27 protein-coding genes are annotated in these 25,712 nt (G+C 69.6%); 18 read left to right on the top strand and 9 right to left on the bottom strand.

Going from position 1 to position 25,712, the window contains the following annotated elements; genetic code table 11:
• Positions 1-27 precede the first annotated feature (27 nt).
• Positions 28-1,554, bottom strand: a complete 1,527-nt coding sequence (locus tag Q8N10_RS20095; protein ID WP_304774353.1) for an amino acid permease — start codon at positions 1,552-1,554, stop codon at positions 28-30.
• Between the two features lie 126 nt (positions 1,555-1,680).
• On the opposite strand from Q8N10_RS20095, the gene hrpB reads away from it, so the two are divergent.
• Positions 1,681-4,116 (top strand): ATP-dependent helicase HrpB, encoded by a 2,436-nt coding sequence (gene hrpB, locus Q8N10_RS20100; RefSeq protein WP_304774355.1) that lies wholly within the window; start codon positions 1,681-1,683, stop codon positions 4,114-4,116.
• 6 nt (positions 4,117-4,122) lie between these two features.
• On the opposite strand, the gene Q8N10_RS20105 is transcribed toward hrpB, so the two are convergent.
• Both Q8N10_RS20105 and Q8N10_RS20110 read right to left on the bottom strand, forming a co-directional pair.
• Positions 4,123-4,914: an RNA methyltransferase gene (locus Q8N10_RS20105; protein ID WP_304774357.1), complete on the bottom strand. Its 792-nt coding sequence runs from the start codon at positions 4,912-4,914 to the stop codon at positions 4,123-4,125.
• A complete protein-coding gene (locus Q8N10_RS20110; protein ID WP_304774359.1) occupies positions 4,911-5,813 on the bottom strand; it encodes a class I SAM-dependent methyltransferase in 903 nt (300 codons plus the stop codon). The genes Q8N10_RS20105 and Q8N10_RS20110 overlap by 4 nt, the downstream gene beginning before the upstream one ends.
• Before the next feature lie 181 nt (positions 5,814-5,994).
• Here Q8N10_RS20110 and Q8N10_RS20115 point away from each other — a divergent pair, with 181 nt between their 5' ends.
• Genes Q8N10_RS20115 through Q8N10_RS20135 form a run of 5 tightly spaced genes read left to right on the top strand, consistent with a single transcriptional unit; the run spans position 5,995 to position 9,656 of the window.
• Positions 5,995-6,624 (top strand): TetR/AcrR family transcriptional regulator, encoded by a 630-nt coding sequence (locus tag Q8N10_RS20115; protein WP_304774360.1) that lies wholly within the window; start codon positions 5,995-5,997, stop codon positions 6,622-6,624.
• Positions 6,625-6,650: 26 nt separating this feature from the next.
• Positions 6,651-7,412, top strand: coding sequence for an ABC transporter substrate-binding protein (locus Q8N10_RS20120; protein ID WP_304774362.1), 762 nt, complete (start codon positions 6,651-6,653; stop codon positions 7,410-7,412).
• A complete protein-coding gene (locus Q8N10_RS20125; protein WP_304774364.1) occupies positions 7,409-8,386 on the top strand; it encodes an iron ABC transporter permease in 978 nt (325 codons plus the stop codon). Before Q8N10_RS20120 ends, Q8N10_RS20125 begins: the two co-directional genes overlap by 4 nt.
• On the top strand, positions 8,383-9,144 hold the full coding sequence (locus tag Q8N10_RS20130) for an ABC transporter ATP-binding protein (protein ID WP_304774366.1): 762 nt from the start codon (positions 8,383-8,385) through the stop codon (positions 9,142-9,144). Before Q8N10_RS20125 ends, Q8N10_RS20130 begins: the two co-directional genes overlap by 4 nt.
• Positions 9,141-9,656 carry a hypothetical protein gene (locus Q8N10_RS20135; protein WP_304774367.1) on the top strand — a complete coding sequence of 172 codons (516 nt, stop codon included), beginning with the start codon at positions 9,141-9,143 and terminating at the stop codon, positions 9,654-9,656. The genes Q8N10_RS20130 and Q8N10_RS20135 overlap by 4 nt, the downstream gene beginning before the upstream one ends.
• Here the strand turns inward: Q8N10_RS20135 and Q8N10_RS20140 are convergent.
• Positions 9,653-11,800, bottom strand: a complete 2,148-nt coding sequence (locus tag Q8N10_RS20140) for a lytic transglycosylase domain-containing protein (protein WP_304774369.1) — start codon at positions 11,798-11,800, stop codon at positions 9,653-9,655. The two genes, Q8N10_RS20135 and Q8N10_RS20140, sit on opposite strands and share 4 nt — an antisense overlap.
• 129 nt (positions 11,801-11,929) lie before the next feature.
• Between Q8N10_RS20140 and dapA the strand changes: the two genes are divergently transcribed.
• The 3 genes from dapA to Q8N10_RS20155 are packed head-to-tail and all read left to right on the top strand — an operon-like array spanning position 11,930 to position 14,018.
• Positions 11,930-12,814, top strand: a complete 885-nt coding sequence (gene dapA / locus Q8N10_RS20145) for a 4-hydroxy-tetrahydrodipicolinate synthase (RefSeq protein WP_304774371.1) — start codon at positions 11,930-11,932, stop codon at positions 12,812-12,814.
• Positions 12,814-13,269, top strand: a complete 456-nt coding sequence (gene smpB, locus Q8N10_RS20150) for an SsrA-binding protein SmpB (protein ID WP_304774373.1) — start codon at positions 12,814-12,816, stop codon at positions 13,267-13,269. The genes dapA and smpB overlap by 1 nt, the downstream gene beginning before the upstream one ends.
• Entirely contained in the window at positions 13,269-14,018 is a 750-nt protein-coding gene (locus Q8N10_RS20155) for a GNAT family N-acetyltransferase (RefSeq protein WP_304774374.1), read from the top strand. The genes smpB and Q8N10_RS20155 overlap by 1 nt, the downstream gene beginning before the upstream one ends.
• On the opposite strand, the gene Q8N10_RS20160 is transcribed toward Q8N10_RS20155, so the two are convergent.
• Positions 14,015-14,662 carry a uracil-DNA glycosylase gene (locus Q8N10_RS20160; protein WP_304774376.1) on the bottom strand — a complete coding sequence of 216 codons (648 nt, stop codon included), beginning with the start codon at positions 14,660-14,662 and terminating at the stop codon, positions 14,015-14,017. The two genes, Q8N10_RS20155 and Q8N10_RS20160, sit on opposite strands and share 4 nt — an antisense overlap.
• Positions 14,662-15,255 carry an NYN domain-containing protein gene (locus Q8N10_RS20165; RefSeq protein WP_304774378.1) on the bottom strand — a complete coding sequence of 198 codons (594 nt, stop codon included), beginning with the start codon at positions 15,253-15,255 and terminating at the stop codon, positions 14,662-14,664. Before Q8N10_RS20165 ends, Q8N10_RS20160 begins: the two co-directional genes overlap by 1 nt.
• Before the next feature lie 35 nt (positions 15,256-15,290).
• Between Q8N10_RS20165 and folK the strand changes: the two genes are divergently transcribed.
• The 3 genes from folK to Q8N10_RS20180 all read left to right on the top strand — a co-directional run bounded on the left by folK (position 15,291) and on the right by Q8N10_RS20180 (position 18,515).
• The gene (gene folK, locus Q8N10_RS20170) at positions 15,291-15,803 is read left to right on the top strand and encodes a 2-amino-4-hydroxy-6-hydroxymethyldihydropteridine diphosphokinase (protein WP_304774380.1); all 513 of its coding nucleotides are present in this window, start codon (positions 15,291-15,293) and stop codon (positions 15,801-15,803) included.
• 88 nt (positions 15,804-15,891) lie between these two features.
• Complete coding sequence (rpoZ, locus tag Q8N10_RS20175; RefSeq protein ID WP_215340105.1) at positions 15,892-16,251, top strand: DNA-directed RNA polymerase subunit omega; 360 nt, start codon at positions 15,892-15,894, stop codon at positions 16,249-16,251.
• A gap of 95 nt (positions 16,252-16,346) precedes the next feature.
• A complete protein-coding gene (locus Q8N10_RS20180) occupies positions 16,347-18,515 on the top strand; it encodes a bifunctional (p)ppGpp synthetase/guanosine-3',5'-bis(diphosphate) 3'-pyrophosphohydrolase (RefSeq protein WP_304774382.1) in 2,169 nt (722 codons plus the stop codon).
• 110 nt (positions 18,516-18,625) lie between these two features.
• Here Q8N10_RS20180 and Q8N10_RS20185 read toward each other — a convergent pair whose 3' ends face one another.
• A complete protein-coding gene (locus Q8N10_RS20185; RefSeq protein WP_304774384.1) occupies positions 18,626-19,327 on the bottom strand; it encodes a glutathione S-transferase family protein in 702 nt (233 codons plus the stop codon).
• Complete coding sequence (locus Q8N10_RS20190; RefSeq protein ID WP_304774386.1) at positions 19,324-20,196, bottom strand: TauD/TfdA family dioxygenase; 873 nt, start codon at positions 20,194-20,196, stop codon at positions 19,324-19,326. The genes Q8N10_RS20185 and Q8N10_RS20190 overlap by 4 nt, the downstream gene beginning before the upstream one ends.
• Before the next feature lie 179 nt (positions 20,197-20,375).
• On the opposite strand from Q8N10_RS20190, the gene Q8N10_RS20195 reads away from it, so the two are divergent.
• Positions 20,376-21,272: an EamA family transporter gene (locus tag Q8N10_RS20195; protein ID WP_304774387.1), complete on the top strand. Its 897-nt coding sequence runs from the start codon at positions 20,376-20,378 to the stop codon at positions 21,270-21,272.
• Here the strand turns inward: Q8N10_RS20195 and Q8N10_RS20200 are convergent.
• The gene (locus Q8N10_RS20200; RefSeq protein ID WP_304774389.1) at positions 21,260-21,784 is read right to left on the bottom strand and encodes a GNAT family N-acetyltransferase; all 525 of its coding nucleotides are present in this window, start codon (positions 21,782-21,784) and stop codon (positions 21,260-21,262) included. The genes Q8N10_RS20195 and Q8N10_RS20200 overlap by 13 nt on opposite strands.
• A 77-nt stretch (positions 21,785-21,861) precedes the next feature.
• Here Q8N10_RS20200 and pyrE point away from each other — a divergent pair, with 77 nt between their 5' ends.
• From pyrE to Q8N10_RS20225, 5 genes are all read left to right on the top strand, one after another.
• On the top strand, positions 21,862-22,446 hold the full coding sequence (gene pyrE, locus Q8N10_RS20205) for an orotate phosphoribosyltransferase (RefSeq protein WP_304774391.1): 585 nt from the start codon (positions 21,862-21,864) through the stop codon (positions 22,444-22,446).
• On the top strand, positions 22,443-23,201 hold the full coding sequence (locus Q8N10_RS20210; protein WP_304774392.1) for a pyridoxine 5'-phosphate synthase: 759 nt from the start codon (positions 22,443-22,445) through the stop codon (positions 23,199-23,201). The genes pyrE and Q8N10_RS20210 overlap by 4 nt, the downstream gene beginning before the upstream one ends.
• On the top strand, positions 23,198-23,596 hold the full coding sequence (gene acpS / locus Q8N10_RS20215; protein WP_304774394.1) for a holo-ACP synthase: 399 nt from the start codon (positions 23,198-23,200) through the stop codon (positions 23,594-23,596). Before Q8N10_RS20210 ends, acpS begins: the two co-directional genes overlap by 4 nt.
• A 73-nt stretch (positions 23,597-23,669) precedes the next feature.
• On the top strand, positions 23,670-24,767 hold the full coding sequence (gene bla, locus Q8N10_RS20220) for a class A beta-lactamase (protein WP_304774396.1): 1,098 nt from the start codon (positions 23,670-23,672) through the stop codon (positions 24,765-24,767).
• A 316-nt stretch (positions 24,768-25,083) separates the two neighbouring features.
• Positions 25,084-25,689 (top strand): hypothetical protein, encoded by a 606-nt coding sequence (locus tag Q8N10_RS20225; protein WP_304774398.1) that lies wholly within the window; start codon positions 25,084-25,086, stop codon positions 25,687-25,689.
• The last annotated feature ends 23 nt before the right edge of the window (positions 25,690-25,712 follow it).

A 25,712-nucleotide genomic window follows, 5' to 3' on the forward strand; every position in this document is an offset into this window, starting at 1 on the left:
GATGCGATCCCGGGCCTCTCCTTGTCGCTACTGCGCGCCGGGCATCGGGGGCACCGAGTCGGGCGGCGCGTCAGCCGCCAGTTCAGGCACGTCAATGATCCCGCGGCCCAGATGGCTGTTGCGGAAGCCGTAGGCGAAATAGACCACTAGCCCGATCGCCGCCCAGATCAGGAACATCAGCTTGGTGTCCGTCCCGAGGCTGAAGAACAGGAAGGCGCATCCGAGGATCGCGACGGGCGCCACAATCCAGACCAAGGGTGTGCGGAACGGACGCTTCCGTCCGGGATCGGTCTTGCGCAGCACCATCACCGCGATCGCCACCATGGCGAAGGCGAACAGGGTGCCGGAGTTGGAGATGTCGGCCAGCACCCCGACCGGGAAGAAGGCCGCGAAGGCCGAGACGCAGACCCCGGTGATGATGGTGATCACGTGGGGGGTATGGAACTTCGGGTGAATCTTGGACAGGCCCGAAGGCAGCAGTCCGTCACGGCTCATCACGAAGAAGATGCGGGTCTGACCGAACATCATCATCAGGATCACCGAGGGCAGGGCCAGGCCGGCGGCGAGGCCGAGCAGGTTCCCGATCTGGACCCAGCCGATCTCCCTCAGGGTCCAGGCGAGCGCCTCCTTGGAGCACACCACGTGGGTGTCAGCCAGCGACTGGCAGGCCGCGGTCAGCTCGGGGCTACCGGGGCGCAGGCCGACGCCGGCGGCGTCCATCACCGGTTGGGCGCCCACCGTGCCGATCACGCCCGACGCCACCAGGATGTAGAAGAGGGTGCAGACCGCAAGCGAGCCGATGAGGCCGATGGGCATGTTGCGCTGGGGGTTCTTGGTTTCCTCGGCGGCCGTGGAGACCGCGTCGAAGCCCACATAGGCGAAGAAGATCGAGGCCGCCGCCGCCGCCACCCCGGAGAACCCCAGAGGGGCGAAGGGGGTGAAGTTTTCCATCTTCATCACCGGCAGGGCCAGGACGCAGAAGAGGGTCAGGGCGGAGACCTTCACCAGCACCAGGACGGCGTTTACGGCCGCCGATTCCCGGGTGCCGATCACCAGCAGCCAGGTCACCAGCAGGGCGACGCCGGCGGCGGGCAGGTTGACGATCCCGCCATCCATCGGTCCCAGCACCAGGGCGTTGGGGATGTCGATCGCGAAGGCGTTCTCGATCAGGCCGACCACATAGCCCGACCAGCCCACCGAGACCGCGCCGGCGGCGACGGCGTATTCCAGGATCAACGCCCAGCCGACCATCCACGCCATCATCTCGCCCATGACGGCGTAGCTGTAGGTGTAGGCGGAGCCTGAGACCGGCACCATGGCCGACATCTCGGAGTAGCAGAGGGCGGCCACCGCGCAGACAAAGCCTGCGATGATGAAGGCCGCGATCATGCCGGGGCCCGCCTTCTGGGCGGCCTCGGCGGTGAGGACGAAGATGCCGGTGCCGATGATGGCCCCGATGCCCAGCATGGTCAGCTGGAACGCCCCCAGGGAGCGATGCAGTGATTTCTTCTCAGCGGTCGCCAGGATCGCGTCGAGCGGCTTTACACGCCACATGTTCCCTCCCAATCGCGGCGGGCCCCCCGCCGCGCGAATTAAGCTTGCGCGGAACCTGCGGTCTGCTCACCCGGCGGTCAAGCGGCAAGGCTTGGCGCGGCCCCTGGGCGCGGATAGACCCCCTGCATGCTGCCTGTTGAGGAAATCCTGCCTGCCTTGCAGGCGGCGCTGGTGGAAAACACCTCGGCCGTCCTGGTGGCGCCGCCCGGGGCGGGCAAGACGACGCTGGTCCCCCTGCGCCTGCTGGACGCGCCCTGGCTGGCAGGCGCCAAGATCATCATGCTGGAGCCCCGCCGCCTGGCCGCCCGCGCCGCCGCCGATCGCATGGCCAAGACCCTGGGCGAGCGTGTCGGCGAGACCGTCGGCTACCGGGTGCGCATGCAGTCGCGGGTCTCGGCCCGGACCCGCATCGAGGTGGTCACCGAGGGGGTGTTCAGCCGAATGATTCTCGGGGATCCTACGCTGGAGGGCGTGGGCCTGGTCATCTTCGACGAGTTCCACGAGCGCAGCCTGGACGCTGACCTGGGCCTGGCCCTGGCCCGCGACGCCCAGGGCCTGCTGCGCGACGACCTGCGGCTGCTGGTGATGTCGGCGACCCTGGACGGCGCGGCGGTCGCTCGCCTGCTGGACGCCCCCGTGGTGGAGAGCCAGGGTCGGGCCTATCCCGTCGACACCCGCTATCTCGGCCGCGACGACCGCCAGCGCCTTGAAGACCGCGCGGTCCGCGCGGTCGAGCGGGCGCTCGCCGAGGAAACCGGTAGCATCCTGGTCTTCCTGCCAGGCCAGGGCGAGATCCGCCGGACCGCCGACCTGCTGACCGAGCGGGTCCGCAGGCCCGACGTGCTGATCGCCCCGCTCTATGGCGCCCTCGATCCCGCCGAGCAGGACCGCGCCATTTCCCCGGCGCCGTCGGGCGTGCGCAAGGTCGTCCTGGCGACCTCCATCGCCGAGACCAGCCTGACCATCGAGGGGGTCCGCGTGGTGATCGACTCTGGCGTCGCCCGCGTGCCGCGTTTTGACCCGGCCAGCGGCCTGACCCGCCTGGCGACAGTCCGCGTCAGCCGCGCCGCCGCCGACCAGCGCCGGGGCCGCGCCGGCCGCACTGAGCCCGGCGTCGCCTACCGCCTCTGGGACGAGGCCGAGACCCGCGCCTTGCCGGCCTTCGCCGATCCGGAGATCCTGGACGCCGACCTCTCGGGCCTGGCGCTCGACCTCGCCCGCTGGGGGGCCAAGGACGTGGGGGCCATGGCCTTCTTGGACGCCCCGCCCGCCGCCGCGTTCTCAGAGGCCCGCACCCTGCTGCGCCGCCTGGAAGCCCTGACCGAGGAGGGCGTCCTGACACCGCACGGCGAGGCTCTGAGCGGCATGCCGCTGGCCCCGCGTCTGGCCCACATGATCCTCAAGGCCGCGCAGACCGGCCAGGCGCCCCGAGCCGCACGCATCGCCGCCCTGGTCACCGAGCGCAACCTCGGCGGCCGCGACGCAGACCTGCGCCACCGGCTCGACGGCCTTGACCGCGACCGATCCCCCCGCGCCCGGGACGCCAAGGCCCTCGCCGATCGCTGGGCCGGGATGGCCGGCAAGGCGGGGAGGGGCGAGCCCCTCGAGGACGGCCTGCTCCTGGCCTTCGCCTACCCGGAGCGCATCGCCAAGGCGCGAGGCCCCACCGGCGAGTTCCAGCTGGTCAGCGGCCGCGGGGCCTTTGTCGAGCCCACGGACGCCCTGGCCAGGGAGAAGTGGCTGGCCATAGCCGAACTGGGGGGCGGCGACCGGCGCGACCGCATCCTGCTGGCCGCCCCGTTGGACGAGGTCGAGCTGATCGCGGCCTTCGCCGACCACCTCATCGTCGAGAGCCGGCTGGAGGAGAGCGGGGCGGGGCGCCTGCGCGCCAAGCAGATCACCCGCCTCGGCCGCCTGACCCTGCGCGAACAGATCGACGAGAATCCGGACCCGAAACTGATCGCCGCGGCCTTGGCCGACCGGGTGCGCAACGAAGGTTTGAGCGTCCTCACCTGGGGCTCGGCCGCCGAGGCCCTCAGGGCGCGCGTCGGCTTCCTGCGAGCGGGCGGCGGCGAATGGCCCGACCTCTCGGACGCCGCGCTCCTCGACAGGCTGGACGACTGGCTCACGCCGCTGCTGCCGGGTCTCCGCTCCCTGGCCGCCCTGAAGCCCGACGCCCTCGACGGGGCCTTACGATCCTTGATTCCCTGGGACCAGCAGCGCCGCCTCGACGCCGCCGCGCCCCTGCGCTGGACGGCGCCGACCGGCAACGCCTTCACCATCGACTACACCGCAGAGGGCGGCCCCCGCGTGGATGTTCGGGTCCAGGAGGTGTTTGGCCTGACACAGCATCCCAGCGTCGCCGGCGGCGTCCCGCTCACCCTGTCCCTGCTATCCCCCGGCCATCGCCCGGTCCAGACCACCAAGGACTTGCCCGGCTTCTGGAAAGGCTCGTGGAAGGATGTGCGCTCCGACATGCGCGGTCGCTATCCCAAGCATGTCTGGCCTGAGGATCCCGCCAACACCGCGCCGACCGCCCGGGCCAAGCCCCGCGGGACCTGACCGCGGCTAGGCCGTGGCCGCGTAGATCATAACCCCGGTGGCCACCGACAGGTTCAGGCTGTCGGCCCGGCCGCGCATGGGGATCTTGACGTTGACGTCGCACAGGGCGGCCATCTCCGGCGTCAGGCCCTGTTGCTCGTTGCCCATGAAGACCAGGGCCGGCTTGGCGTAGGTCGCCTCGTGGTGGGCGACGGTGGCGGTCAGCAGGGTGCCGATCACCGAGCCGGGCCACTTGGCGCGCCAGTCGGTGAAGGCGTCTTCGGTGGCCCGCACGATCGGCACGGCGAAGATGGAGCCCATGGTGGCCCGCACGGCCTCCACCGAGAACGGATCGCAGCACTCGCCCACCAGGATCACCGCCCCGCAGCCCGCCGCGTCGGCGGTGCGCACGATGGTCCCCAGGTTGCCCGGGTCGCGCACCCGGTGCAGGGCGACGAAGCAGGGCGCGGACGAAGGGGCGAGCGCCTCTAGCGGCATGAACACCTGATGGAACACGCCGACCACCGCCTGCGGATTGTCGCGGCGCGACACCTTGGCGAGGATTTCCGTTGTGACTTCGATGACCTCACCGCCGCCAGCCCGAGTGGCGCTGATGGCCTGGCGCAGCAGGGGATGGCCGCCCGCCTCGGCGCCGTACATCAGGATCGCCGGGGCGTGGCCGGTTTCCACGGCTTCGGTGACGATCTTCAGCCCCTCGGCCACGAAGAGGCCGGTCTCGTCGCGCGCCTTTCGCAGGTGCAGCGCGCGGACCGCCTTGACCGTCGGATTTGTCAGGGAGGTGACGGTGCGGTCGCTCACGGCGCCCACCGGGCGTAGAAGGACATGCCGATCTGCCGCGCGCCGTCCTGCTGCACCAGGGCCAGTTCGCCCCACTCGATGGCGCCGCCGCGATCCTTCAGCTTCTCCGAGAGCAGCCCGGCGAGGGCCGCGCCGGAGATCCGCTCTGCATAGGCGTTCAGCAGCAAGAACTCGGCCTTATCTGAAAGAAGTTCAGCACATAGGGTCGAAAGCTCAGGCAAGTTCTCAAACAGTTTCCAGACCTCGCCGTCCGGCCCGCGACCGTATTTCGGCGGGTCGAGGATGATGCCCTCGTATTTCGAGCCGCGCCGCACCTCGCGTTGAACGTAGCGGCGGGCGTCCTCGCAGATCCAGCGGATCGGCTTGTCCGCGAGGCCCGAGGCCTCGGCGTTCTCGCGCGCCCAGCCGATGGCCTTCTTCGAGGCGTCGACATGGGTCACCGCCGCGCCGGCCGCCGCGCAGACCAGGCTGGCGACACCGGTATAACCGAACAGGTTCAACACCTTGGGCTGCCCTTCTGCGGCGCGCACCTTCTCGTCCAGCCACGCCCAGTTTGCGGCCTGCTCGGGGAAGAAGGCCAGGTGGCGGAAGGCGGTGAAGCGGGCCTTGAAGCTGACCTCCCGCCAGGACAGCGGCCAGGTGTCCTTCGGCTGCTCGCGGAACCGCCAGCGGCCGGCGTCCTCCTCGTCGGTCGGATCAAACACCGCGTCGGCGTTGGCCCAGACATCCTCGCCGAGCGAAGGCGTCCACAGGCACTGCGGCTCGGGCCGGACAACAGAATAGCGCCCGTAGCGCTCCAGCTTTCGCCCATTGCCTGAGTCCAGCAGGGCGTAGTCGGCCCAGCCGGTGGTGCGCATGACGCCGGGGGCTTCGGCCACGGTGGGGACAGGCTTGCTCATGCCTTGGCCTTACCCGTTCCGGCCTCGCGGCGTCCAGTCGGGCGGTGGCCTGTTGGGGTCCGCGGTATGGAAGGCTCGGTATGGCGCACGAGGCCGTGATGCCGCATTGTTACAGGTCTGACTTGCGCGGGGTGGGCTTTTGCTTTCCGCTGCAAGCTGTTCGGATGACGAAAGGATTCCCGTGACGACGGCAGTGACCACGAGGCGCTCGGCGCGCAAGCCCAAGGGCGATGGCCACCTTCGCAGGGCGGAAATCCTCGAGGCCGCGGAACGTATCTTCGTGGCTCAGGGCTATGAGGGCGCCACCATCCGCAAGATCGCCGACGAGGTCGGGGTCTCGTCCACCGCGCTCTATATGCACTTCCCCGACAAGGGCGCGATTCTGCTGGAGATCTGCGAGCGGACCATCATCCAGCTCCTGGAACGCAACGCCGCTATCGCCTCCAAGCCGCTGGACGCCGTCACCCGCGTCAAGCAGATGCTGGATTCCTATATGCGCTGGGGTTTCGAGCACCCGAACGCCTATCTGCTTGTGTTCGCCGGGGTTCACCCCGTATCGACCATCTGGCACGAAGGCACGGCGGACATGAGCGCGCGATGCTACGAAATCTTCAGCGGCGCGGTGCGCGAGATCGCGGCCGAGGGACGGCTGCGGACCGGCACCGGCGACAGCGCGGCCCAGGCGCTCTGGGCCGCCTGCCATGGCGTGGTGGCCCTGATGATCGGCCGCCCGAACTTCGACTGGGCGCCGGTGGACGAGGTGATCCAGGTCACCCTGGACGGTCTTATGCACGGTCTCGTCATCGACTGATCGCCGCACTCGTCGCGGCCCTGGGCTTGGCGGGCGCAGCTCAGGCCGCGCCTCGGGTCCTCTCCCTGGATCAATGCGCCGACCAGTACGTCCTGGCGCTCAGCCCACGTGCCGCCATCGTCGGGCTCTCCACTCGGGCCGACGACCCGGATTCCCGTCTGCGGGACCTGGCCCGCGGCCTCCCGCAGCGCCGCACGACCCTGGAATCAGCCCTCTCGGCCAAACCCGATCTCGTGGTCCGCTACTGGGGCGGTGATCCCCGCTTCCTGGCCCAGCTTGAGAAGCGCGGCGCCCGCGTGGTGACGATCAATGACGCCTCGGACTTTGGCGGGGTGCGGGCCAATGTCCGCCGGGTGGCCGCCGCCATGGACCGCAGGGCCCAGGGCGAGGCCGTGATCGCTCGCATGGACGCCCGGTTGGACCGTTCCGCCGGCGCCTGGCGCGGGGCCACGGCGCTCTATGTCACCCCGGGCGGCTTCACCGGCGGGGAGGGGACCCTGGTGCATCAGATCCTGAAGTCCGCCGGCCTGACACCGGTCCCTCCAGGCCCGGGCTTCCAGCCGATCTCCCTGGAACAGTTGGCGCTGAGTCCGCCGCGCGCCTTGGTGCTGGGGTTCTTCGACGACTTCATGCTGGCCAACAACCGCTGGGGTCTGGGCCGTCATGGGGTGATGCGCAGGGTCGCCGCGGGACGCACCATCGCCAGTCTTCCCGGCTCGATGCTGGGGTGCCCCGACCCTTCGGCCGCGGAGGCGGTGGAGATCCTGGCCGCCAGGGCGCCGCGATGAGGCTGAACCTGGTTCTGGTCGCTGCGCTGCTGGTCCTGCTCGCCCTGGGCCTGCTGCTGGGAGAGACGTCCCTCAGCGGCCTCCAGTACGCCCAGGCCTTCCGCGACCCGGCTTCCGGCCCTGGCGAAATCCTCTGGGCCATCCGCGCGCCCCGGGTCGTGGCCGCCGCCGTGGTCGGCGGGGCGCTGGGCCTGGCCGGCGCGGTCATGCAGGGCCTGCTGCGCAATCCCCTGGCCGATCCCGGGGTGCTGGGGGTCTCGGCCGGGGCGGGGCTTGGCGCGTCGCTCGCCATCGCCCTCGGCCTCGCCGCCATTCCTGGCGGGACGGAAGCCGCAGCCCTGGTCGCCGCTCTCGCCACCGGCCTGCTGCTCACCGCCCTGGCCGCGCGCTTTCGTGAGCCGGAGACCTTGATCCTGTTCGGTGTGGCGCTCTCGGCCTTCGCCGGCGCGCTCACCTCGCTGATCTTCAACCTGTCGCCGTCACCGGTCACAACGGCCGAGATCCTGTCGTGGCTCATGGGGTCGGTGGCCAACCGCAGCTGGGGCGACATCGGCTGGGAACTCGCGCCCATGACCCTGGGCGCCGCGCTGTGCGTCTACGCGGCTCGGGGCCTGGTGATGCTGACCCTGGGGGAGGAGACCGCCGCCATGTCGGGCCTGCCGATGGCCCGCCTGCGCGCCGCCGCCGTCGCCGGCGCCTCGCTGCTGACTGGCGCCGCCGTGGCCATGGCGGGCATCATCGGCTTCGTGGGGCTGGCCGCGCCGCACCTGGTCCGCGCCGGGGCCGGCGCCGATCCCGGCAAGGCCCTGGCGCCCTCGGCCCTGGCCGGCGCGATCCTGCTCACCGCCGCCGACATCGCCGCGCGCCTGATCCCCACCGACCAGGAACTCAAGCTCGGCGTCGTCACCGCCCTGTTCGGCGCGCCGCTGTTCGCCCTGATCGCCTGGCGCGCCGCCCGGAGCTGGCGCGCGTGAGCCCGGTGCTTTCCCTGCATGACGCCGCCGTGCGGCGCGGCCAGACCCCCGTGCTCACCGGCGCCAGCCTCAGCGTCCGGGCCGGCGAGGTGGTGGGCGTCATAGGCCCCAATGGCGCCGGCAAGACCACCCTGCTGCGCGCCGCCCTCGGCCTGGCCAGGCTGGCCTCGGGGCGTGCTGAACTGGCCGGGCGCGATGTGACCAGCCTGGATGACGCCACCCGCGCGGCCCTGGCCGGCTACCTGCCCCAGGAGCGCCGCGTCGGCTGGAACCTGCCGGCCTGGCGCATCGCCAGCCTGGGGGCGGCGCTGAAGCCGCCGGCCCTGGCGCGCACAGCGGCCCTGGAAGCCCTGGCCCGGGTCGGCCTCTCGTCGCTGGCCGAGCGCGGCGTGCTTGATCTCTCGGGCGGCGAGCGGGCGAGGGTGCTCCTGGCCCGGCTGCTGGCCACCGCCGCGCCCCTGCTGGTGGCCGACGAGCCTGCCGCGGGCCTCGACCCCGATGCACAGCTGCTGTCTCTCGATCTCTTCCGCGAGGAGGCCGCGCGGGGCGCCGCCGTGGTCCTGACCCTGCACGACCTGGGCCTCGCCGCTCGGGCCTGCGACCGGCTGGTGGTGGTGGGGCAGGGCCGCATCGTCGCCGATGGCCCACCCCGCGACGCCCTGACGCCCCAAGTCCTGCGCGAGGTCTTCGGGCTGGACGGCGGATTGGAAGAAACCTCGGCAGGCCTGACCCTCGCCGCGCGGAGACATCGGTCATGAAGGTGCTCGGACTGCCCGGCCGCAAGCCGGAGACCCTGGGCCAGATGCAGGCCCTGATCGACCGCCTGGAGATCGGCCAGACGGAGGCCGTTGTGCGGCCCCATAGCTTCTGGGACCGTGCCGACGTCAGCAATCCCGATATCTCGCCGGACGCTCAGGCGGTGAGCGAAAGCGGCGCGGACCTGATCATCTCCAAGTCGATCGGAAACCTGATCGTCATGCTGGCGGGCGATCGGCATGGCTTCGCGCCCCAGGCCTGCGTCTTCCTGGCGACCCCGCTGGCGCGGTTCATTCCGGAGGGATGGATCCCTCTGCTGGAAGCCCACTGCGCAGCGGTGCCCACGCTCTTCATCCAGCAGACCGCGGACTACAATGGCGCCTATCGCGACCTCGCCGCTATTGTGGCCAGGCATCCCCTCTGCACTGCCCGGGAAATCCCCGGCGATGATCATCGCTACGAGGACGTCGAGCTCGTCGCGCCCCTGATCGAAGCCTGGGTCAATGAGCCCTAGTTGGGGATCGGCTGCATTCCGCCGCCGGCCTGGGTCGGGACGGCGTACTGGGTCTGTACCGCGCCTGAGGGCGTATAGCCCATCCCGTATCCGCCGCGCTTGAGGTCCGCTGACAGGGTGATGGGGGTGACGCCGCCATTGAGGCGCGCCCGGTAGACCATCATGCCCTCCATCACCCGCATCACATAGTTGCGGGTCTCGGAGAACGGGATGCACTCGATGAAGTCTATGGGATCAGTGGTCGCGCCACGCGGGTCGCCGCAGAAGGCCGTCCAGCTGGCGGGCCGTCCGGGCCCGGCGTTGTAGGCGGCGATAGCCATGGGGTAGGAGCCTGAGAAGTTGTCCACCATCTGGCCCAGATAGGTCGTGCCCAGACGCATGTTGTAGTCGGGGTCGTCCAGCATCCCCAGCGAGTAGCCGACGCCCAGGCGTCGGGCGGTGGCGGAGGCGGTGGCCGGCATCAGCTGCATCATGCCCCGCGCCCCGGCGCCCGATCGGATCAGCGGATCAAAGCCGCTCTCCTGGCGGGTGATGCCGAGGATGAGGGCCGGTTCAGGGGCGTTGGCGAGGCTCGGGGTGGAGCGCATGGGATAGCCGCGCTCGGGCAGGATGAAGCCGCGCTGGGCGGCGGCCCGCACCACCTTCATGCCGGTGTCGATGTCGCCATAGCCGCGGACCATGTCCACCAGCAACGCCTCTTCCTCGGCGGTCGGCAGCACGTCGTCCAGGGTCAGGACGAAGGTCTTGAACAGGTCCTTGTTGCCGATCTCGTAAAGCATGCGCGCGGCGCGCACGGCGTCGCGGCCCTCGAAGCGGTTGCGGTCGGACTGGGTGATGGTGGGGTCGCGACCCAGGTTCAGCCTGTGGCCGCCGACCTTCTCCCCGGCCAGCTGGCCGTAGAAGGTCGTATTGTGCTTGGCCGCCGCGCCGTAGAACCCATGGGCGCGGTCCTGCTGGCCGCTGGCCTCCGCCGCCCGGCCACGCCAGTAGAGGGCCCTGGCCCGCGTGATGGGCGACGAGCCGATCTTCTCGATGGCGGCGAAGTGCCGGTCGGCGTCCTGGGGACGTTTGAGACGGGTCAGGGCGATCCAGCCGGCGTAGAACTCCGCCTCGGCGGCGTCGGCGCCCTCGGTCAGGCCAGTGTTGGCGGCGGCCAGGTAGGCGCCCTGGGAGTCGCCGTTGCGCAGCGAGGTGATCACCAGCTGGTAGCGCTCGTCCCAGATGCGCGCGCCCATCTCGGGGAAGGCGATCTGGGTGGGGAAATTGCGCACCAGGCCCAGGGCCACCTGGTCCATGCCCCGACGCCGCATATAGGCGGCTCGCTCGAAGGCCAGGCCCGAGGAGTTGGAAACGCTGGCCGGCAGGCTGTTCACCAGGGCGTTGGCGTTGGCGGAATTCTGACGCAGCGCCATGCGCGCCTGGGCCAGCTGCGCCTGATCGGCGGGCAGCAGGGGGATCATGTCCCGGGCCGCCGGTCCCTGGCTGCCGAACAGGATGACGTCGGCGCGACGGATGTGGTCGTCGGAGGTCAGGACGTCTCCGAACCGCGCCAGCATCGACCGCTGCGGGTCGGCCTCGAACAGGTCGTTGCGCCAGGTCTTGCGGATGAGGTCGGCGGCCTCCCTGTTCCGTCCCGTGGCGCGATAGGCCGAGGCCAGGGCCATGGCGCCCTCGGCGGTGGTGGGGGGCGCGCCGCCGAACCAGTCGATGACCCGCTGCGGGCTGAGGCCGCCAGTCTCCAGCAGCTTCTCGGCCGCCACCTGGCGGCGCGACGTGCGCGGCCAGCCGGCCAGGTCACGGCGCGCCTGGTCCACCTCGAAGAAGCTCAGGGAGTCCGCGGCGGAGTCGGCCAACGCCCAGATGGCGATCTTCTTGGCGATCGGGTCGCTGATCATCGCGATCGCGGTGCGCGCGCCGGTCACGTCGGCCCGCTTGGCGCTGTCGAGCGCGCTGCGCAGCGCCGTGCCGTCAGCGTCCGACAGTCCGCGGCGGTAGGCTGTCGGCTGGGTCTGGGTCAGCTCAATGGGCGGCGGCGGCCCCTCATAGGGAGCGGGCCCCTGCGTCGGCTGTTGCGCCTCGGCCACGCCGGTCAGCAGAACAGCGGCGGCTGCGGTGAAGAGTGCCTTGCGGGCCTTTGACGCCAAAACGAATATCTCCGGATCCATCGAAATACGGAACAAGTCTGGTTGCGGCTTAGGGCCTGCCCGCCATATTGTCCGGCCAAATCTTGAGGCCGCAACATCTGGCCTCGCTTTCACGGCTTTTTGCAGACCATGTCCGAACCTTTGTTCAAGGGCGTCATGCCGGCCCTCGTGACGCCGTTCCGCGACGGTGCAGTCGATGAGCAGGCCTTTGTCGCCCTTGTCGAGCGCCAGATCGCGGGCGGTGTCCACGGGCTGGTGCCCGTTGGCACCACAGGCGAAACCGCCACCCTGAGCCACGACGAACACCGTCGGGTTGTAGAACTGTGCGTCGCCACCGCCGCCGGTCGCGTGCCGATTATCGCCGGCGCGGGCTCCAATTCGACGGCCGAGGCCATCGAACTGGTTCACCACGCCAAGACGGTCGGGGCCCATGCCGCCCTGGTGGTGACTCCCTACTACAATCGTCCGAGCCAGGAGGGCCTCTATGCCCACTACGCGGCGATCAACGAGGCGGTGCAGCTTCCGATCCTGGTCTACAACGTGCCCGGCCGCACCAGCATCGACATCGCCGACGCCACCCTGGGCCGGCTCTCCAAGCTGCCCAATATCGTCGGGGTCAAGGACGCCACCGGCGACATGACCCGGGCCACCATGCAGCGCCTGTTGTGCGGCCCCGACTGGGTGATGCTGTCAGGTGATGACCCCACGGCCCTGGGCTACATGGCCCACGGCGGCCACGGCTGCATCTCGGTGACCTCCAACGTTGCGCCCGACCTCTGCGCGGCCTTCTACAACGCCGCGATGGCCGAGGACTGGAAGACCGCCCTGTACTGGCAGGACCGCCTTCTGCTGTTGCACAAGTCGCTGTTTTCCGACGCCTCGCCGGCCCCCACCAAGTTCGCCATGGCGCATCTGGGCCTCTGTCAGGAAGACGTCCGCCTGCCGATTACCGCCTGTTCGGACGCCGCCCGCCACGAGGTTCTCGCAGCGCTGCGGGAAACCGGACTGATCTGATGGCCGGCAAGCTGATCGCCGAGAACCGCCGCGCGCGATACGACTACTTCCTGGAAGAGACCTTCGAGGCGGGCATCATGCTGACCGGCACCGAGGTGAAGTCCCTGCGCGTGGGCCGCGCCAATATCGCGGAGTCCTACGCCTCGGTCGAAGGCCGGGACATCGTGCTGATCAACGCCGACATTCCGCCCTACGGCCAGGCCAACCGCTTCAACCACGAGCCCCGCCGCCACCGGAAGCTGCTGCTGCACAAGAAGCAGATCGAGAAGCTGATCGGCGCCGTGCAGCGCGAGGGCCGCACCCTGATTCCGATGAAGCTCTATTGGAACGAGAAGGGCCTCGCCAAGCTCGAGATCGCGCTCGCCAAGGGCAAGCAGAACCACGACAAGCGCCAGGCCACCGCTGACCGCGACTGGCAGCGGGACAAGGCGCGCCTGCTGCGCGACCGGGGCTGATGGTCGGGGCCGATCAGGTCGAAACTATCGAACGCGCAACCCTGGCCGCCGTCGCGCCAGAGGAAGTGCTGGAGATCGAAGGCTGGCTGGTGGGCCTCGATCCTGGCTCCATCCGCCGCGCGGCCAGCGCCGTACCCCTGCGCCACGACCTGCCGGCCGACAGCGCCGTCTTCGACCGTATCGAGCAAGCCTATGCCGGGCGCGGCCTGAAGCCGGCTTTCCGTGTCGCCGACGGCCCGGGCCTGGAACAGATTCGCGCCGAACTGATCCGCCGTGGCTACGCCTGCGAGCAGCCGACCCTGGTGAAGATCTCGGCGACCGCCGCCGTCACCGCCGTTACCGATCGCCCCCCGGCCGAGATCGCCGAACGCCCTGACGAGGCCTGGGCGGCCGTCTTCCTGGGGGAGGGGTTTGATCCCGTCGACGGCGCCTATCGGGTCAAGGCGCTGAGCCGTGCGCCCGGCGGGCGGTTCGGCATGGTGCGGGACGGGGAGAGGACCGTTGCGGTCGGCTGCGGCTCCTTCGGCCACGGCTGGGTCAGCTTCCATGGCATGCGCACAGACTTGAGCCGTCGCGGGGAGGGCTTGGCCGGGCGTGTTCTGGCGGGCCTGGCGGCTGAGGCCCTGGCCCGCGGAATCGACCGCGCCTTCCTGCAGGTGGAAGAGAAGAACACGCCCGCCCGGGCGCTGTATCGCCGGGCCGGCTTCGAGCAGGCCTGGCGCTATCTCTACTGGAGCCGGCCCGCCTAGCTGTCGATCAGCTCGCGGGCGCGCCGGAACACCGCCTCGAACATCTCGCCGGTCAGCCGCCCCGTGTTCGTGTTCAGCCGTGAGCAGTGATAGCTGTTGAGGATCACATAGGGCCCGGCCCGGAACTCGGTCCCATGGCCCGGCGGGCCGGCGGACGCCTTGAGTCCAACCGCCTTCAGCACATTGCGCCGCGAGACGTCCCCCAGGGTGATGATCACCTTCAGGCGGGGCAGGGCGTCCAGCCGGGCGGTCAGGAACCGGCGGCAGGTGTTCTCCTCGCTGGTCTCGGGCTTGTTCAGCGGCGGGGCGCAGCGGACTGCATTGGTGATCATGCAGTCGACGAGCTCGAGGCCGTCGTCGGGCCGCGCCTGATAGACCCCCTTCGCGAACCCGGTCTTCAACAGGGTCTCGTACAGCATCACCCCGGCGCCATCGCCGGTGAACGGGCGGCCCGTACGGTTGGCGCCGGTGCGGCCGGGCGCCAGGCCCGCCACCAGCAGGCGCGCGTTCTCGTCGCCGAAGGAGGGGGCGGGCCCGTTCCACCAGTCGGGATGCTCGGCGCCGTTGGCCATCCGATAGGCCACCAGGCGCGGACAGAGCGGGCAGTCCCGTGGCGGTTCGGCCACGGCGGTCGCAATGGGCATCAGGCCTCGGCGTCCGCCTCGCGGTCAGCCCCGGTCCGGCTTTCCTGGATGAAGCGCGGCAGGCGCAAGGGCCGGCCGATGATGTCGGCCAGGTCGGACAGGTCGATGAAGTGGTCAGCCTGGCGGCGCAGGTCGTCGCTGGCCATCGGCGGCTGGGACTTCACGGTGGAGACTACGGTGACGCGGGCGCCCTTGCGCTGCACAGCCTCCACCAGGCAACGGAAGTCGCCATCGCCGGAGAACAGCACCAGGTGGTCGGCGTGGGCGGCCATTTCCAGCATGTCGACGGCGATCTCGACATCCATGTCGCCGCGCCAGCGCTTGCGTCCCTGGGCGTCGGTGTATTCCCGGGCCGGCTTCGTCACCAGGCGGAAGCCGTTATAGTCCAGCCAGTCCACCAGCGGGCGGATCGGCGAATACTCCTGATCCTCCACCAGGGCGGTGTAGTAGTAGGCGCGCACCAGCACGCCGCGCGTGCGGAACTCTTCCAGCAGCTTGCGATAGTCGATATCGAAGCCGAGCCCCTTGGCGGCCGAATAGAGGTTCGCGCCGTCGATGAAGAGCGCCAGCCTGTCCGTGGGGTAAAATGTCATTGGGATCGGAAATCCAAAAAGGGGGCGGGGGGCGCATGGACCTGGACGGGGCCGTCATCGTCGCGCTGGGCGGTAATATGGCCGGCGACTATGGTTCGTCCGAAGCTCTTCTTGAGGCGGCGCTCGCTCGTTTCGCCCAGGCGGGATTGCCTGTGGTCGCCCGGTCGTCCTGGTGGAACTCTGCCGCCTGGCCGGACCCGACCGCCAACGAGTATCGCAACGGCGTCGCGCTTGTCGAGACGAAGCTGGCGCCGCTGCAAGCTCTGCATACCCTTTTTTCAATCGAGGCCGAGTTTGGTCGCGTGCGGAGCGAGAAGAACGCACCTCGCACCCTGGATCTCGACCTGATCGCCTACGGCAGGGCTGTGGTGGCGGCGGATGATCTTGTGCTGCCCCATCCCCGCGCCCATGAGCGGCTTTTCGTCATGGGGCCGCTGGCCGAGATCGCGCCGGGGTGGCGCCATCCGACCCTTGGAAAGACCGCGCGGGACCTGGCGGCGGCCGCCACGGTGGGCCTGGATGCGCGCCCGGCCCCTAAAAAGGCGTGAAACCAGCCGATCTGACGCGGCATGCGGCGTTGCACAATGAACTCAAACCCTCTATTTTGTTCGGTTCTACTCGCGACTTGAGGATTCCATGGCCCGCGTCACCGTCGAAGATTGCATCGAACGAGTTCCGAACCGCTTCAGCCTCGTGCTGCTGGCGGCCCACCGGGCCCGCGCCATTTCGGCCGGCTCGGCCATCCTGGTCGATCGCGACAACGACAAGAACCCCGTCGTCTCCCTGCGTGAGATCGCCGATGACGTGGTGGACGCCGAGGAACTGCGCGAGACCCTGATCGGGACCCTGCAGCGCGTCGACGAGCGCTCGGAAGCCGAGGAAGAGGCCGAAACCCTCGCCCTGCTGGCCGATCCGACCCACATGCAGATGAGCGAACTGGAACTGGTTCGCGCCCTGCAGAGCGACCGCGATGGTGGTCAGGAGGAGCGGTACTGAGCCCGGAAGGCGCAGAACCCCTCACGCTTACGGCGGCGCCTGACCCCGCCGTCGACCAGAAGATTGCGCCGCCGAGTCCGACTCGGCCCCCGCGCATGCTCCGCCAGTACGAGCTGATCGAGAAGGTCCGCTCCTACGATCCGACCGCCGACGAGGCGATCCTGAACCGCGCCTATGTCTACGCCATGCGCATGCATGGCTCGCAGAAGCGCGCCTCCGGCGACCCCTATTTCGCCCACCCCATCGAGGTGGCGGGCATCCTCACCGACTACCGGCTGGACACCGCGACCATCGTCACGGCCCTGCTGCACGACGTGATCGAGGACACGCCGGTCAGCGCCCAGGACATCACCGACCTGTTCGGGGCCGAGATCAGCGAGCTGGTGGAGGGGGTCACCAAGCTCACCAAGCTGGAGCTCAACAGCGAGCACACCAAACAGGCCGAGAACCTGCGCAAGTTCATCCTGGCCATTTCCAAGGACGTCCGCGTCCTGATGGTCAAGCTGGCCGACCGCCTGCACAACATGCGGACGCTGCACTACATCAAGAGCCCGGCCAAGCGTGAGCGGATCGCCCGCGAGACCCTGGACATCTACGCCCCGCTCGCCCGCTCCATCGGCTGTCACCGCATCTGTTCGGAGCTGGAGGAGCTGGCCTTCGAGCACCTGAACCCGGTGGCCCGCGACGCCATCGGCCGCCGGTTGGAGGCGCTGCGCATCGAGCAGGGCGGGGCCGTCGCCGTGGTCTCGGCCGAAATCGCCGCCAAGCTGGAAGCCGGCGGCCTGGCCGCCCGGGTCTTCGGCCGCGAGAAGAACCCCTATTCCATCTGGCGAAAGCTGCAGCGCAAGTCGATTGGCTTCTCCCAGCTCTCCGACATCTACGCCTTCCGGGTGATCGTGGACTCCGAGGAGGACTGCTACCGCGCCCTCGGCGTCATCCACCGCGCCTGGCCCAGCGTGCCCGAGCGGTTCAAGGACTTCATCTCCACGCCGAAGCGCAACAACTACCGCTCGATCCACACCACCGTGGTGGGGCCGCGGGGGATGCGCATCGAGATGCAGATCCGCACCGAGGCCATGGACCGGGTGGCGGAGGAGGGCGTGGCCGCCCACTGGCGATACAAGGACAAGTCCTACGGCTTCGACGCCGAGGCCCAGGCCGACGCCGGCGGCCGCGATCCGCTGCTCAACCTGCGCCATCTGGTCCAGGTGCTGGAGCACGGCGGCGACGTCGAGGAGCTGGTGGAGCACGCCAAGCTCGAGATGTATCTCGACCAGGCCTTTGTCTTCACGCCGAAGGGCAAGCTGGTCAGCCTGCCCCGCGGCGCGATGCCGCTCGATTTCGCCTATGCCGTCCACACCGACGTGGGCGACACCTGCATCGGCGTGAAGATCAACGGTGAACTCAAGCCCTTACGGACGACTCTTCAGAACGGAGATGTGGTCGAGGTGATCCGCGGGGCCAAGCCCGTCGTGCCCCCCGACTGGCGCTCCCTGACGGTCACCGGTCGGGCCCGCTCGGCCATCCGCCGCCATATCCGCCAGACGGAGAAGGAAGAGTTCACCCGCCTGGGCCGCGCCACCGTGGACCAGACCTTCGAGCGCGCCGGCAAGGCCCGCAAGGACGTCTCCCTGAAGCCCGCCCTGGAACGCTTCGCCGTCGCCATCGAGGACGACCTGTTCGAGATCGTCGGCCGCGGGCGCATCTCGCCGACCCAGGTGCTGGACGTGATCTTCCCGGGCCTGAAAGCGTCGGACCGCGAGGCGGCCACCGCCGTGCGCCGGATCGAGGGTGGCAAGGCCGCCCGCCTCTACGTGCGTGGCGGCGGCCTGACCGCCGGCGTCTCCCTGCACTTTGGCCAGTGCTGCACCCCGGTGCCCGGCGACCGCATCGTCGGCATCATCGAGCCGGACGGCGGGGGCCTGACGGTTCACACCATCGATTGCGCCAAGCTGGCGGAATACGAGGACAAGGAAGACCTCTGGCGCGACCTGCAATGGACGCCCGAGGCCGAGCGCAACACCGTCACCCTGTCGCGCCTCACCGCCACCATCCGCAATGCGCCGGGCGTGCTGGGCCAGGCCTGCACGGTGATCGGCGAAGCGGGCGGCAACATCGTCAACCTGCGCATGCACCGCCGCCACGCCGACTTCTTCGACGTCGATTTCGATGTCGAGGTGAAGGACGCTCGCCACCTCACCCACATCGGCGCCGCCCTGCGCGCCAACCCCGCCGTCGAGACGGTGGAGCGGGCGAAGGGCTAGACCCTTTCCGGATCAGGTTGAATCAACCTGATCGGATAAAATGGGTCTATCTTCTTGAATCTAGAGCATGTCCGGGCGGCGAACCGGTGCCCACTTGCGCCTGACATGCTCTAGGTCGCGGCTCGCGCCGCGCTTGCCTGCGCCTTGGCTGAGGCCTGCTCGTGGGCGATGGCGTCCCGGGTTTCTCTGATCAGGCGCGAGGCGATCGGGTCGGTCTGGATCGCCCGCCAATAGGCCGAGAGCTTGGGCAGATCCTCAAGCGGGTCCGGCGTGCCGAACAGGCCGGGGATCCACTCGCAGGCCAGGACGAGCTGCGGCGTGATCGCGCCGTCCGCCTGGGTCAGGCTCTGGCCGACCGCATAACCGTCGGTTCCAATGTACGGCTCCAGGAACCCCAGCGCCTCGGCCACCTTGTCGGTCGCCGCGCGGATCGCGACGGGGTCCCAGTGCTTGCGCGAACGGGCTGAGAAGCTGAACAGCGGGACCATGGCCATGACCACATAGACGTCGCAAATGCGCGACAGCAGCCGCATCTGGGCCCGGCCCCAGGCGTCGGCCGGCTGGGTGGCCGGCTGCGGATAGGTATCCTCCAGATACTCGCAGATCACCTCCGACTCCGGCAGGGCCCGGCCGTCCTCCAGCACCAGGGCCGGAACCCGGCCGATGGGGTTGATGTTGAGATAATCGCCCTTGGACTCCGCCGAGGAATGGAATCCCGGCGGCTCGATGATCGTCACCTCCAGCCCCTTGGCGTAGATCATCAATCGCACGCGGGTCGGGAAGGGTGAGGAGTAGGTCTGGAACAACTTCACGAGGCGCGCGCCAGGCGCGGGGCGCCCACGTAGCGGGCCGGGTCGGCGTCCACCGTCACCCGTCGCATGTGGCGGCGCTGGCCGGGATAGTCGTTGAGGGCGTAGTGCCAGACCGAACGGTTGTCCCAGAAGGCCACCGAGCCCGGCCGCCAGACGAAGCGGGTGGTGAATCGCTCGCTTCGGCAATGCTCGAACAGGAAATCCAGCAGCGGCTTGGACTCCCGGGTGCTCCAGCCGTCGATCTTCATCGTGAAGGCAGGGTTCACATAGAGCGCCTTGCGCCCGCTCTCCGGGTGGGTGAGCACCACGGGATGGATGAACTCCCCGGTCGCCCCCTCGGCCTCGGCGACGTTCATGGACGAGCGCTTCTGGGCCGAGTGGCCGCTGGACGAATACTCCCGGCCGGCGGAGTGGACGGCGTTCAGGGTCTCCAGCGTCGCCCGCAGGCCCGGCGTCAGCGCCTCATAGGCCGCCGCCTGGCTCGAAAACAGCGTGTCGCCGCCATAGTCGGGCAGCTCCACCGCGTAGAGGATGGAGGCGATGGAGGGGTGCTCCAGGAAGCTCATGTCGGAGTGCCAGCCGCCGCCGAAGTTTACCTTGTCCTGCGGCTCCTTGATCACCTCCATCACCTCGGGGTGTCCCGCCATGCCGGCCACATAGGGATGGATGTTCAGCGGGCCGAACCGGCGGCCGAACGCCAACTGCTGCTCGGGGGACAGCGCCTGGTCGCGGAAGAAGATCACCTGGTGCTCGACGAAGGCCGCACGGATCTCCGCGATGGTCGCGTCCTCCAGGTCGCTGGAGAGATCGACCCCCGAAATCTCCGCCCCCAGGGCTCCGGCCGTACGGCGAACGCGCAGATTCGGCATGGTCTTGTCCTCCCGCCACCTGAACGGTGATCACGAGGGGGATTTCGTCATGTCCGGCGGCGGCGTTCAATCCCCGGCGCGCGCAGTTTTTCTGCCGCCGGGCTCAGGCGCCCCCGACTAGCTTTCCGGCGCGCGCGCGCCTAAGCCCGGCCGCAAGGCCCCCTTCCAAGGATCCCGCCATGACCTCCAACGCCCTGACCTGGCGCGCCGCCTTGCTGGCGCTGGCGGTGGTGGCGGTGTGGGGGACCAATTTCGTGGTGATCAAGGTGGCGCTGGCCGACCTGCCGCCGCTGCTGTTCGCCACCCTGCGCTTCACCTTCGCCTTGCTGCCGGCGGTCCTCTTCCTCAGGAAGCCCGACGTCCCGTGGCGCAACCTGGCGGCCTATGGCGTGCTGATCGGCCTGGGACAGTTCGGCATGCTCTACATCGCCATGCAGCACGACATCTCGCCGGGCCTGGCCTCCCTGGTGGTCCAGGTCCAGGTGTTCTTCACCATCGGCCTGTCCATGTGGTTGACCCGGGAGCGGGTGAAGCGGTTCCAGGTCGCCGCCCTGGTCCTGGCCACGGCCGGCCTGGCGATCATCCTCCTGCACACCGACGGTTCGACGACCCCGCTTGGCCTGGGCCTCGTGCTCATCGCGGCGGCCAGCTGGGCCGGCGGCAACATGGTCCAGCGGGCGACGCCGGGGGTGAATTCGCTGGCCTATGTCGTCTGGGCCAGCCTGTTCTCGATCCCGCCGCTGCTGATCCTGTCCCTGGTGTTCGAGGGGCCGCAGCGGATGCTGTTGGGGGTCCAGAACGCCGACCTGGCCACCTGGGGCGCGGTCCTCTGGCAGTCGGTGGGCAACACCCTGTTCGGCTACGCCGCCTGGGGCTGGCTGCTGGCCCGGTATCCGGCCGCCACCATCTCGCCGCTCGCCTTCTTCGTGCCGGTGTTCGGCATGGCGGCCTCCGCGGTTCTGCTGAACGAGCCGATGCAGGACTGGAAGCTGACGGCGGCCGGCCTGGTGCTGGGCGGTCTGGCGCTCAACATGTTCTGGCCCATGCTGCGCCGCCGGGCGCCTCAGGCCTCGTAGACGTACATGTGATAGGGCACCTCGGCGTCCTGGGGTTTGGAGTATTTCGTGGTCGCCGCCTGGAAGTGGAAGCCCTGCCGCTTGAGGATCGCGCCGGAGGCCGGATTCTCCGCATTGTGCCCGGCGACAATCCGCTTCAGGCCCACCGTCCGGATCGCGAAGTCCATCAGGGCGGCGGCGGCCTCGCGGGCGAAGCCCTGACCCCAATAGGGCTCGTCGAACCAGTAGCCGATCTCGCCCGAGGTCCCGTCGATGTCGTCGATGTCCGCCGTGCCGATCATCACCCCGTCCAGCAGCACCGCGAACCGGTAGGCGGTCCCGGCCGCCCACTCCTTGCCGTGCAGATCAGCCCAGTCGGCCATGGCCGCTTCAGTGGCCGGCCAGGGCGCCAGGCGCAGCATCCGCGTGACGTTCCAGTTGGACTGGATCTGCGCCATGCGCGCGGCGTCGCCGGGTTCGGTGGGACGCAACACCAGACGGGGCGTCGTCAAACGAATGTCGCGGCTCAGCATGGATATCGACTCTTCCTCCACCATCCCGGATGACAGCCTGACGTGGCTTCGCTATGCCGCGTCAAGGAGACGCCATTATGAACACCGAACAGGTCCTGGACGAATTCCGCGCGTCGGGCGCCCTGCGCGAGGGACACTTCGTGCTCTCCAGCGGCCTGCATTCCGGCACTTTCCTGCAGAAGAACCTGGTCTTCCAGTACCCCGACCGCACCGAGCGGCTGTGCAAGGCGCTGGCGGCCAAGATCCTCGAGGAGGTCGGCCCGGTCGATCTGTGCATTTCCCCGGCGGTGGGTGGCATCATTCCAGGCTACGAGACCGCCCGCGCCCTCGGCGTGCCGTCGATGTACGTGGAGCGGGAAGGGGGCGCCTTCAAGCTGCGCCGCGCCTTCTCCATCCCGCCGGGCGCCCGGATCGCCATGGTGGAGGACATCGTCTCCACCGGCCTGTCGTCCCGCGAATGCGTCGAGGCCATCAAGGCGGCCGGCGGCAATGTCGTGGTGGCCGCCGCCATCGTGGATCGCTCCGGCGGCAGGGCCGATCCCGGCGCCCCCTTCGTGGCCCTGGCCCGCCTCGACGTCCCAGCCTATCCCGCCGACCAGCTGCCGCCCGAACTGGCGGCGATCCCCGTCGAAGACCCGGGCAGCCGGAGGCTGCACGGATGAGCCGCCTGCGCCTGGGAGTGAACATCGACCACGTGGCGACGATCCGGAACGCCCGGGGCGCCACCTATCCCGATCCCGTTCGGGCCGCCGAGATGGCCATGGCCGCCGGCGCGGACGGCATCACCGCCCACCTTCGGGAGGACCGCCGCCACATCTCCGACGCCGACATGGACGCGCTCGCTGTCATCACCCGCAAGCGCGGCATCCCGCTCAACTTCGAGATGGCCGTCACCGCCGAGATGGAGGCCATCTGCCTGGCCCACGTCCCCCACGCCGCCTGCCTGGTGCCCGAGCGCCGGGAGGAGGTGACCACCGAGGGCGGTCTCGACGTGGTCAAGGGCCACAACGCCATCGCCCCCACCGTGCGCCGCTTCGTCGAGGCCGGAATCCGCGTCTCCTGCTTCGTCGACGCCGATCTCGAGCAGGTGGCTGCGGCCAAGTCGGTGGGCGCCCAGGTGGTGGAGCTCACCACCGGCCCCTATTGCGACGCCGTCCGTGATCGCTCGCCGGACGCCCCACGCCTGCTGGAGAAGCTGCGCGCCACGGCGGCCGAGGCCCACCGCATCGGGCTGGAGGTCCACGCCGGCCACGGGATGGACTACGAGACCGCCAAGCCCATCGCCTCCATTCCCGAGCTCATGGAGCTGAACATCGGCCACTTCCTGATCGGCGAGGCGATCTTCGTGGGCCTGATCCCGGCGATCCAGCGCATGCGCGCCCTGATGGACGAGGCCCGGGCGGAGCGCGCGGCGTGATCCTGGGCATCGGCTCGGACCTGTCGGACATCCGCCGCATCCAGGGCAGCCTCGATCGCTTCGGCGAGCGGTTCACGAACCGCATCTTCACCGAGGTCGAGCGCACCCGCTCGGAACGCAAGCCTGACAGGGCCTCCAGCTACGCCAAGCGGTTCGCGGCCAAGGAAGCCTGCGCCAAGGCGCTGGGCACCGGCATGCGGGCCGGGGTCTTCTGGCGCGACATGGGGGTGGTGAACATGCGCTCGGGCCAGCCCACCATGGCGCTGACCAACGGCGCCCTGGCGCGCCTGGAGAAGATGGTGCCCGCCGGCCACAAGCCGGTGATCCACCTCTCCCTCACCGACGACCATCCCTACGCCCAGGCCTTCGTGATCATTGAGGCCGTGCCCCTCTAGGGGTCACTGCGACCTCCGCAATCGGCGGGCGAGGGCAGGTGAGGCGGCTGACGATTGTGCTAGGCTGACTGGCATGACGGGGCCTTCCAGAGCATCGCGGCGTCGGGTCGCTCACGGTCAGCGCTGGTGGTTTGGCCTGGTCGCCCTGCTGCTGGGCGCGGTCCTGACCCTGGCGCCGCCGCCTGCCGAGCGGTCACCGGAAGGCCGGTCGATTCAGCAGGCCGTGGCGGCCCAGGAGGCCCCCGAACTTTCCGCGCGCATCAAGTCCCTGGGCCGCGCCTTCGACGGTCGGGTGGGCATCGCCATCCGCGAGGTCGACGAGGGCTGGACGGTCGCCTTCGACGGCGACAACAAGTTTCCGCAGCAGAGCGTCTCCAAGCTGTGGGTGGCGCTCGCCGCCCTCGACGCGGTGGACAAGGGCCAGATCCGGCTCGGTGACACCCTGGTGGTTCGCAAGGACGACCTCAGCATCTTCCATCAGCCCCTGCGCAAGCATGTCGGCGACAATGGCTACCCAGTCACCGTGGTGGAGCTGATCCGCGGCGCCATCGCCCAGAGCGACAACGCCGCCAACGACGTCCTCGTGGGCCATGTCGGCGGCCAGGCGGCGGTGCAGCAGATCCTCGATCGGCGCAGGCTCAAGGGCGTCTGGGCCAGTCCGCCGGAGAAGGTGATGCAGACCCAGATCGCGGGCCTGGACTGGAAACCGGAATATTCCTTCGCGCGCACCTTCTGGGACGAGCGCGAAACCCTCTCGCCCGAGGCCCGCGCGGTGAACCTGGACGCCTATCTGGCCGACCCCTACGACGCCGCCACGCCCGTCGGCGTCGTCGGCGCCCTGGCGCACCTCAAGCGCGGCGAGCTGCTGTCGCCGGCTTCCACCGACCTGCTGCTGAAGATCATGGGTGAGACGGAGACCGGGCCCGGCCGGCTCCCGGCGGGCCTCGGCCCCGGCTGGACCCTGGCCCACAAGACCGGCACCGGCCAGGTCTGGGGCGCCGTCGCCACCGGCTTCAACGACGTGGGGATCATGACCGCCCCGGACGGCCGCAGCTACGCCGTCGCCGTCATGATCGCCCAGACCCGCCGACCGGTCTCCGAGCGTCAAGAGCTGATGGCCGCCGTCGCCCGCGCGGTCGTTGCCCACCACGACAAGAAGGTTTCTCGATGAAGGCGCTTTTGGCCGCCGCCCTGTTGTTGCTGGCCGGCTGCGCGACCGCGCCACCCGAACTGGTCGCCAGCGTCGGAGACGACATCCGGGACGATGTGCCGCCCGTGCCGCCGGCCAGACGCCTGTTCTCCCGGGTGAACATATCGCGCGACGGGGTCGCGGACTGGCGTGTCGACTACGAGCGCTCCGGCTGGCCTGGTGCGGCACCGGCGGCTGCACCCAGAAGCTCTTCGTCAGCCGCCCGGGCGGAGGTCACATCCTGGCCTTCGAGGCCCAGGTCCGCGAATTCGCGCTGCGCCGCAGGCGAGGCGGAACCGTGCTGGATATCGAGATTCACGGAACCCATTGCGGCCTCTCGGGGGTGAACGAGTGTCGCCGCAGCTTCCGATGGGAGGAGGGGGCGGGGCGTTTCGTCGAGCAGCCGAACCTTGACGGTGTCGGGCGGTTGGCTGGCTCCCTGCTCCAGATCTTGCCGGTGGCCGAGGGGGACTATCCGCCGGTGGTCTCTGTGGCCCTGGGTGAGCTCACCGCCTTCTGCACGGTGCGGGGCGGCGACTATGAAGGCGGCCAAGTGGCGCGCTCGCCGGACCTCGACGGCGACGGGCGGCCCGACTGGATCGTGGGCTCTGAATATGGCGGCTGCATCAAATCCGCCTCTGGACCGGGCGCAGCAAGGACCCTGCTGCCGAGCCCGGGCGTCAGGGTGGTGGCGCAGGACGCCGCGATCCTGGCCGTGGGAAGCCCCGTCCACGCCGCCGACGTCAGCACCACGCCGGCCACCTTCATCAGCATCACCGCGGCAGAAGATTGCGGCGGCTACGACCAGCAAGGCTGCATGGAGACCCCTTATCGGTGGGACGCCGCCACCGGGCGTCTTGTCGCCGGAGCGCCGGTTCGGGGCCGCGCCCTGCAGCTCGAATAGGGCCCTCGGGCTCTGCGGCCCAT

It is taken from the genome of Phenylobacterium sp., assembly GCF_030693625.1.
In the GTDB taxonomy this organism is placed as follows: domain Bacteria; phylum Pseudomonadota; class Alphaproteobacteria; order Caulobacterales; family Caulobacteraceae; genus Phenylobacterium; species Phenylobacterium ferrooxidans.

What these genes read in the sequence shown, in the direction of transcription:
- Q8N10_RS20180 (WP_304774382.1), top strand. Translation starts at nt 16,347, where the DNA reads ATGCTCCGCCAGTACGAGCTGATCGAGAAGGTCCGCTCCTACGATCCG.
- Q8N10_RS20165 (WP_304774378.1), bottom strand. Translation starts at nt 15,255, where the DNA reads ATGACATTTTACCCCACGGACAGGCTGGCGCTCTTCATCGACGGCGCG.
- Q8N10_RS20210 (WP_304774392.1), top strand. Translation starts at nt 22,443, where the DNA reads ATGAGCCGCCTGCGCCTGGGAGTGAACATCGACCACGTGGCGACGATC.
- folK (WP_304774380.1), top strand. Translation starts at nt 15,291, where the DNA reads ATGGACCTGGACGGGGCCGTCATCGTCGCGCTGGGCGGTAATATGGCC.
- Q8N10_RS20135 (WP_304774367.1), top strand. Translation starts at nt 9,141, where the DNA reads ATGAAGGTGCTCGGACTGCCCGGCCGCAAGCCGGAGACCCTGGGCCAG.
- Q8N10_RS20200 (WP_304774389.1), bottom strand. Translation starts at nt 21,784, where the DNA reads ATGCTGAGCCGCGACATTCGTTTGACGACGCCCCGTCTGGTGTTGCGT.
- hrpB (WP_304774355.1), top strand. Translation starts at nt 1,681, where the DNA reads ATGCTGCCTGTTGAGGAAATCCTGCCTGCCTTGCAGGCGGCGCTGGTG.
- Q8N10_RS20155 (WP_304774374.1), top strand. Translation starts at nt 13,269, where the DNA reads ATGGTCGGGGCCGATCAGGTCGAAACTATCGAACGCGCAACCCTGGCC.
- smpB (WP_304774373.1), top strand. Translation starts at nt 12,814, where the DNA reads ATGGCCGGCAAGCTGATCGCCGAGAACCGCCGCGCGCGATACGACTAC.
- Q8N10_RS20125 (WP_304774364.1), top strand. Translation starts at nt 7,409, where the DNA reads ATGAGGCTGAACCTGGTTCTGGTCGCTGCGCTGCTGGTCCTGCTCGCC.
- Q8N10_RS20160 (WP_304774376.1), bottom strand. Translation starts at nt 14,662, where the DNA reads ATGCCCATTGCGACCGCCGTGGCCGAACCGCCACGGGACTGCCCGCTC.
- Q8N10_RS20195 (WP_304774387.1), top strand. Translation starts at nt 20,376, where the DNA reads ATGACCTCCAACGCCCTGACCTGGCGCGCCGCCTTGCTGGCGCTGGCG.
- Q8N10_RS20190 (WP_304774386.1), bottom strand. Translation starts at nt 20,196, where the DNA reads ATGCCGAATCTGCGCGTTCGCCGTACGGCCGGAGCCCTGGGGGCGGAG.
- pyrE (WP_304774391.1), top strand. Translation starts at nt 21,862, where the DNA reads ATGAACACCGAACAGGTCCTGGACGAATTCCGCGCGTCGGGCGCCCTG.
- dapA (WP_304774371.1), top strand. Translation starts at nt 11,930, where the DNA reads ATGTCCGAACCTTTGTTCAAGGGCGTCATGCCGGCCCTCGTGACGCCG.
- Q8N10_RS20095 (WP_304774353.1), bottom strand. Translation starts at nt 1,554, where the DNA reads ATGTGGCGTGTAAAGCCGCTCGACGCGATCCTGGCGACCGCTGAGAAG.
- Q8N10_RS20110 (WP_304774359.1), bottom strand. Translation starts at nt 5,813, where the DNA reads ATGAGCAAGCCTGTCCCCACCGTGGCCGAAGCCCCCGGCGTCATGCGC.
- rpoZ (WP_215340105.1), top strand. Translation starts at nt 15,892, where the DNA reads ATGGCCCGCGTCACCGTCGAAGATTGCATCGAACGAGTTCCGAACCGC.
- bla (WP_304774396.1), top strand. Translation starts at nt 23,670, where the DNA reads ATGACGGGGCCTTCCAGAGCATCGCGGCGTCGGGTCGCTCACGGTCAG.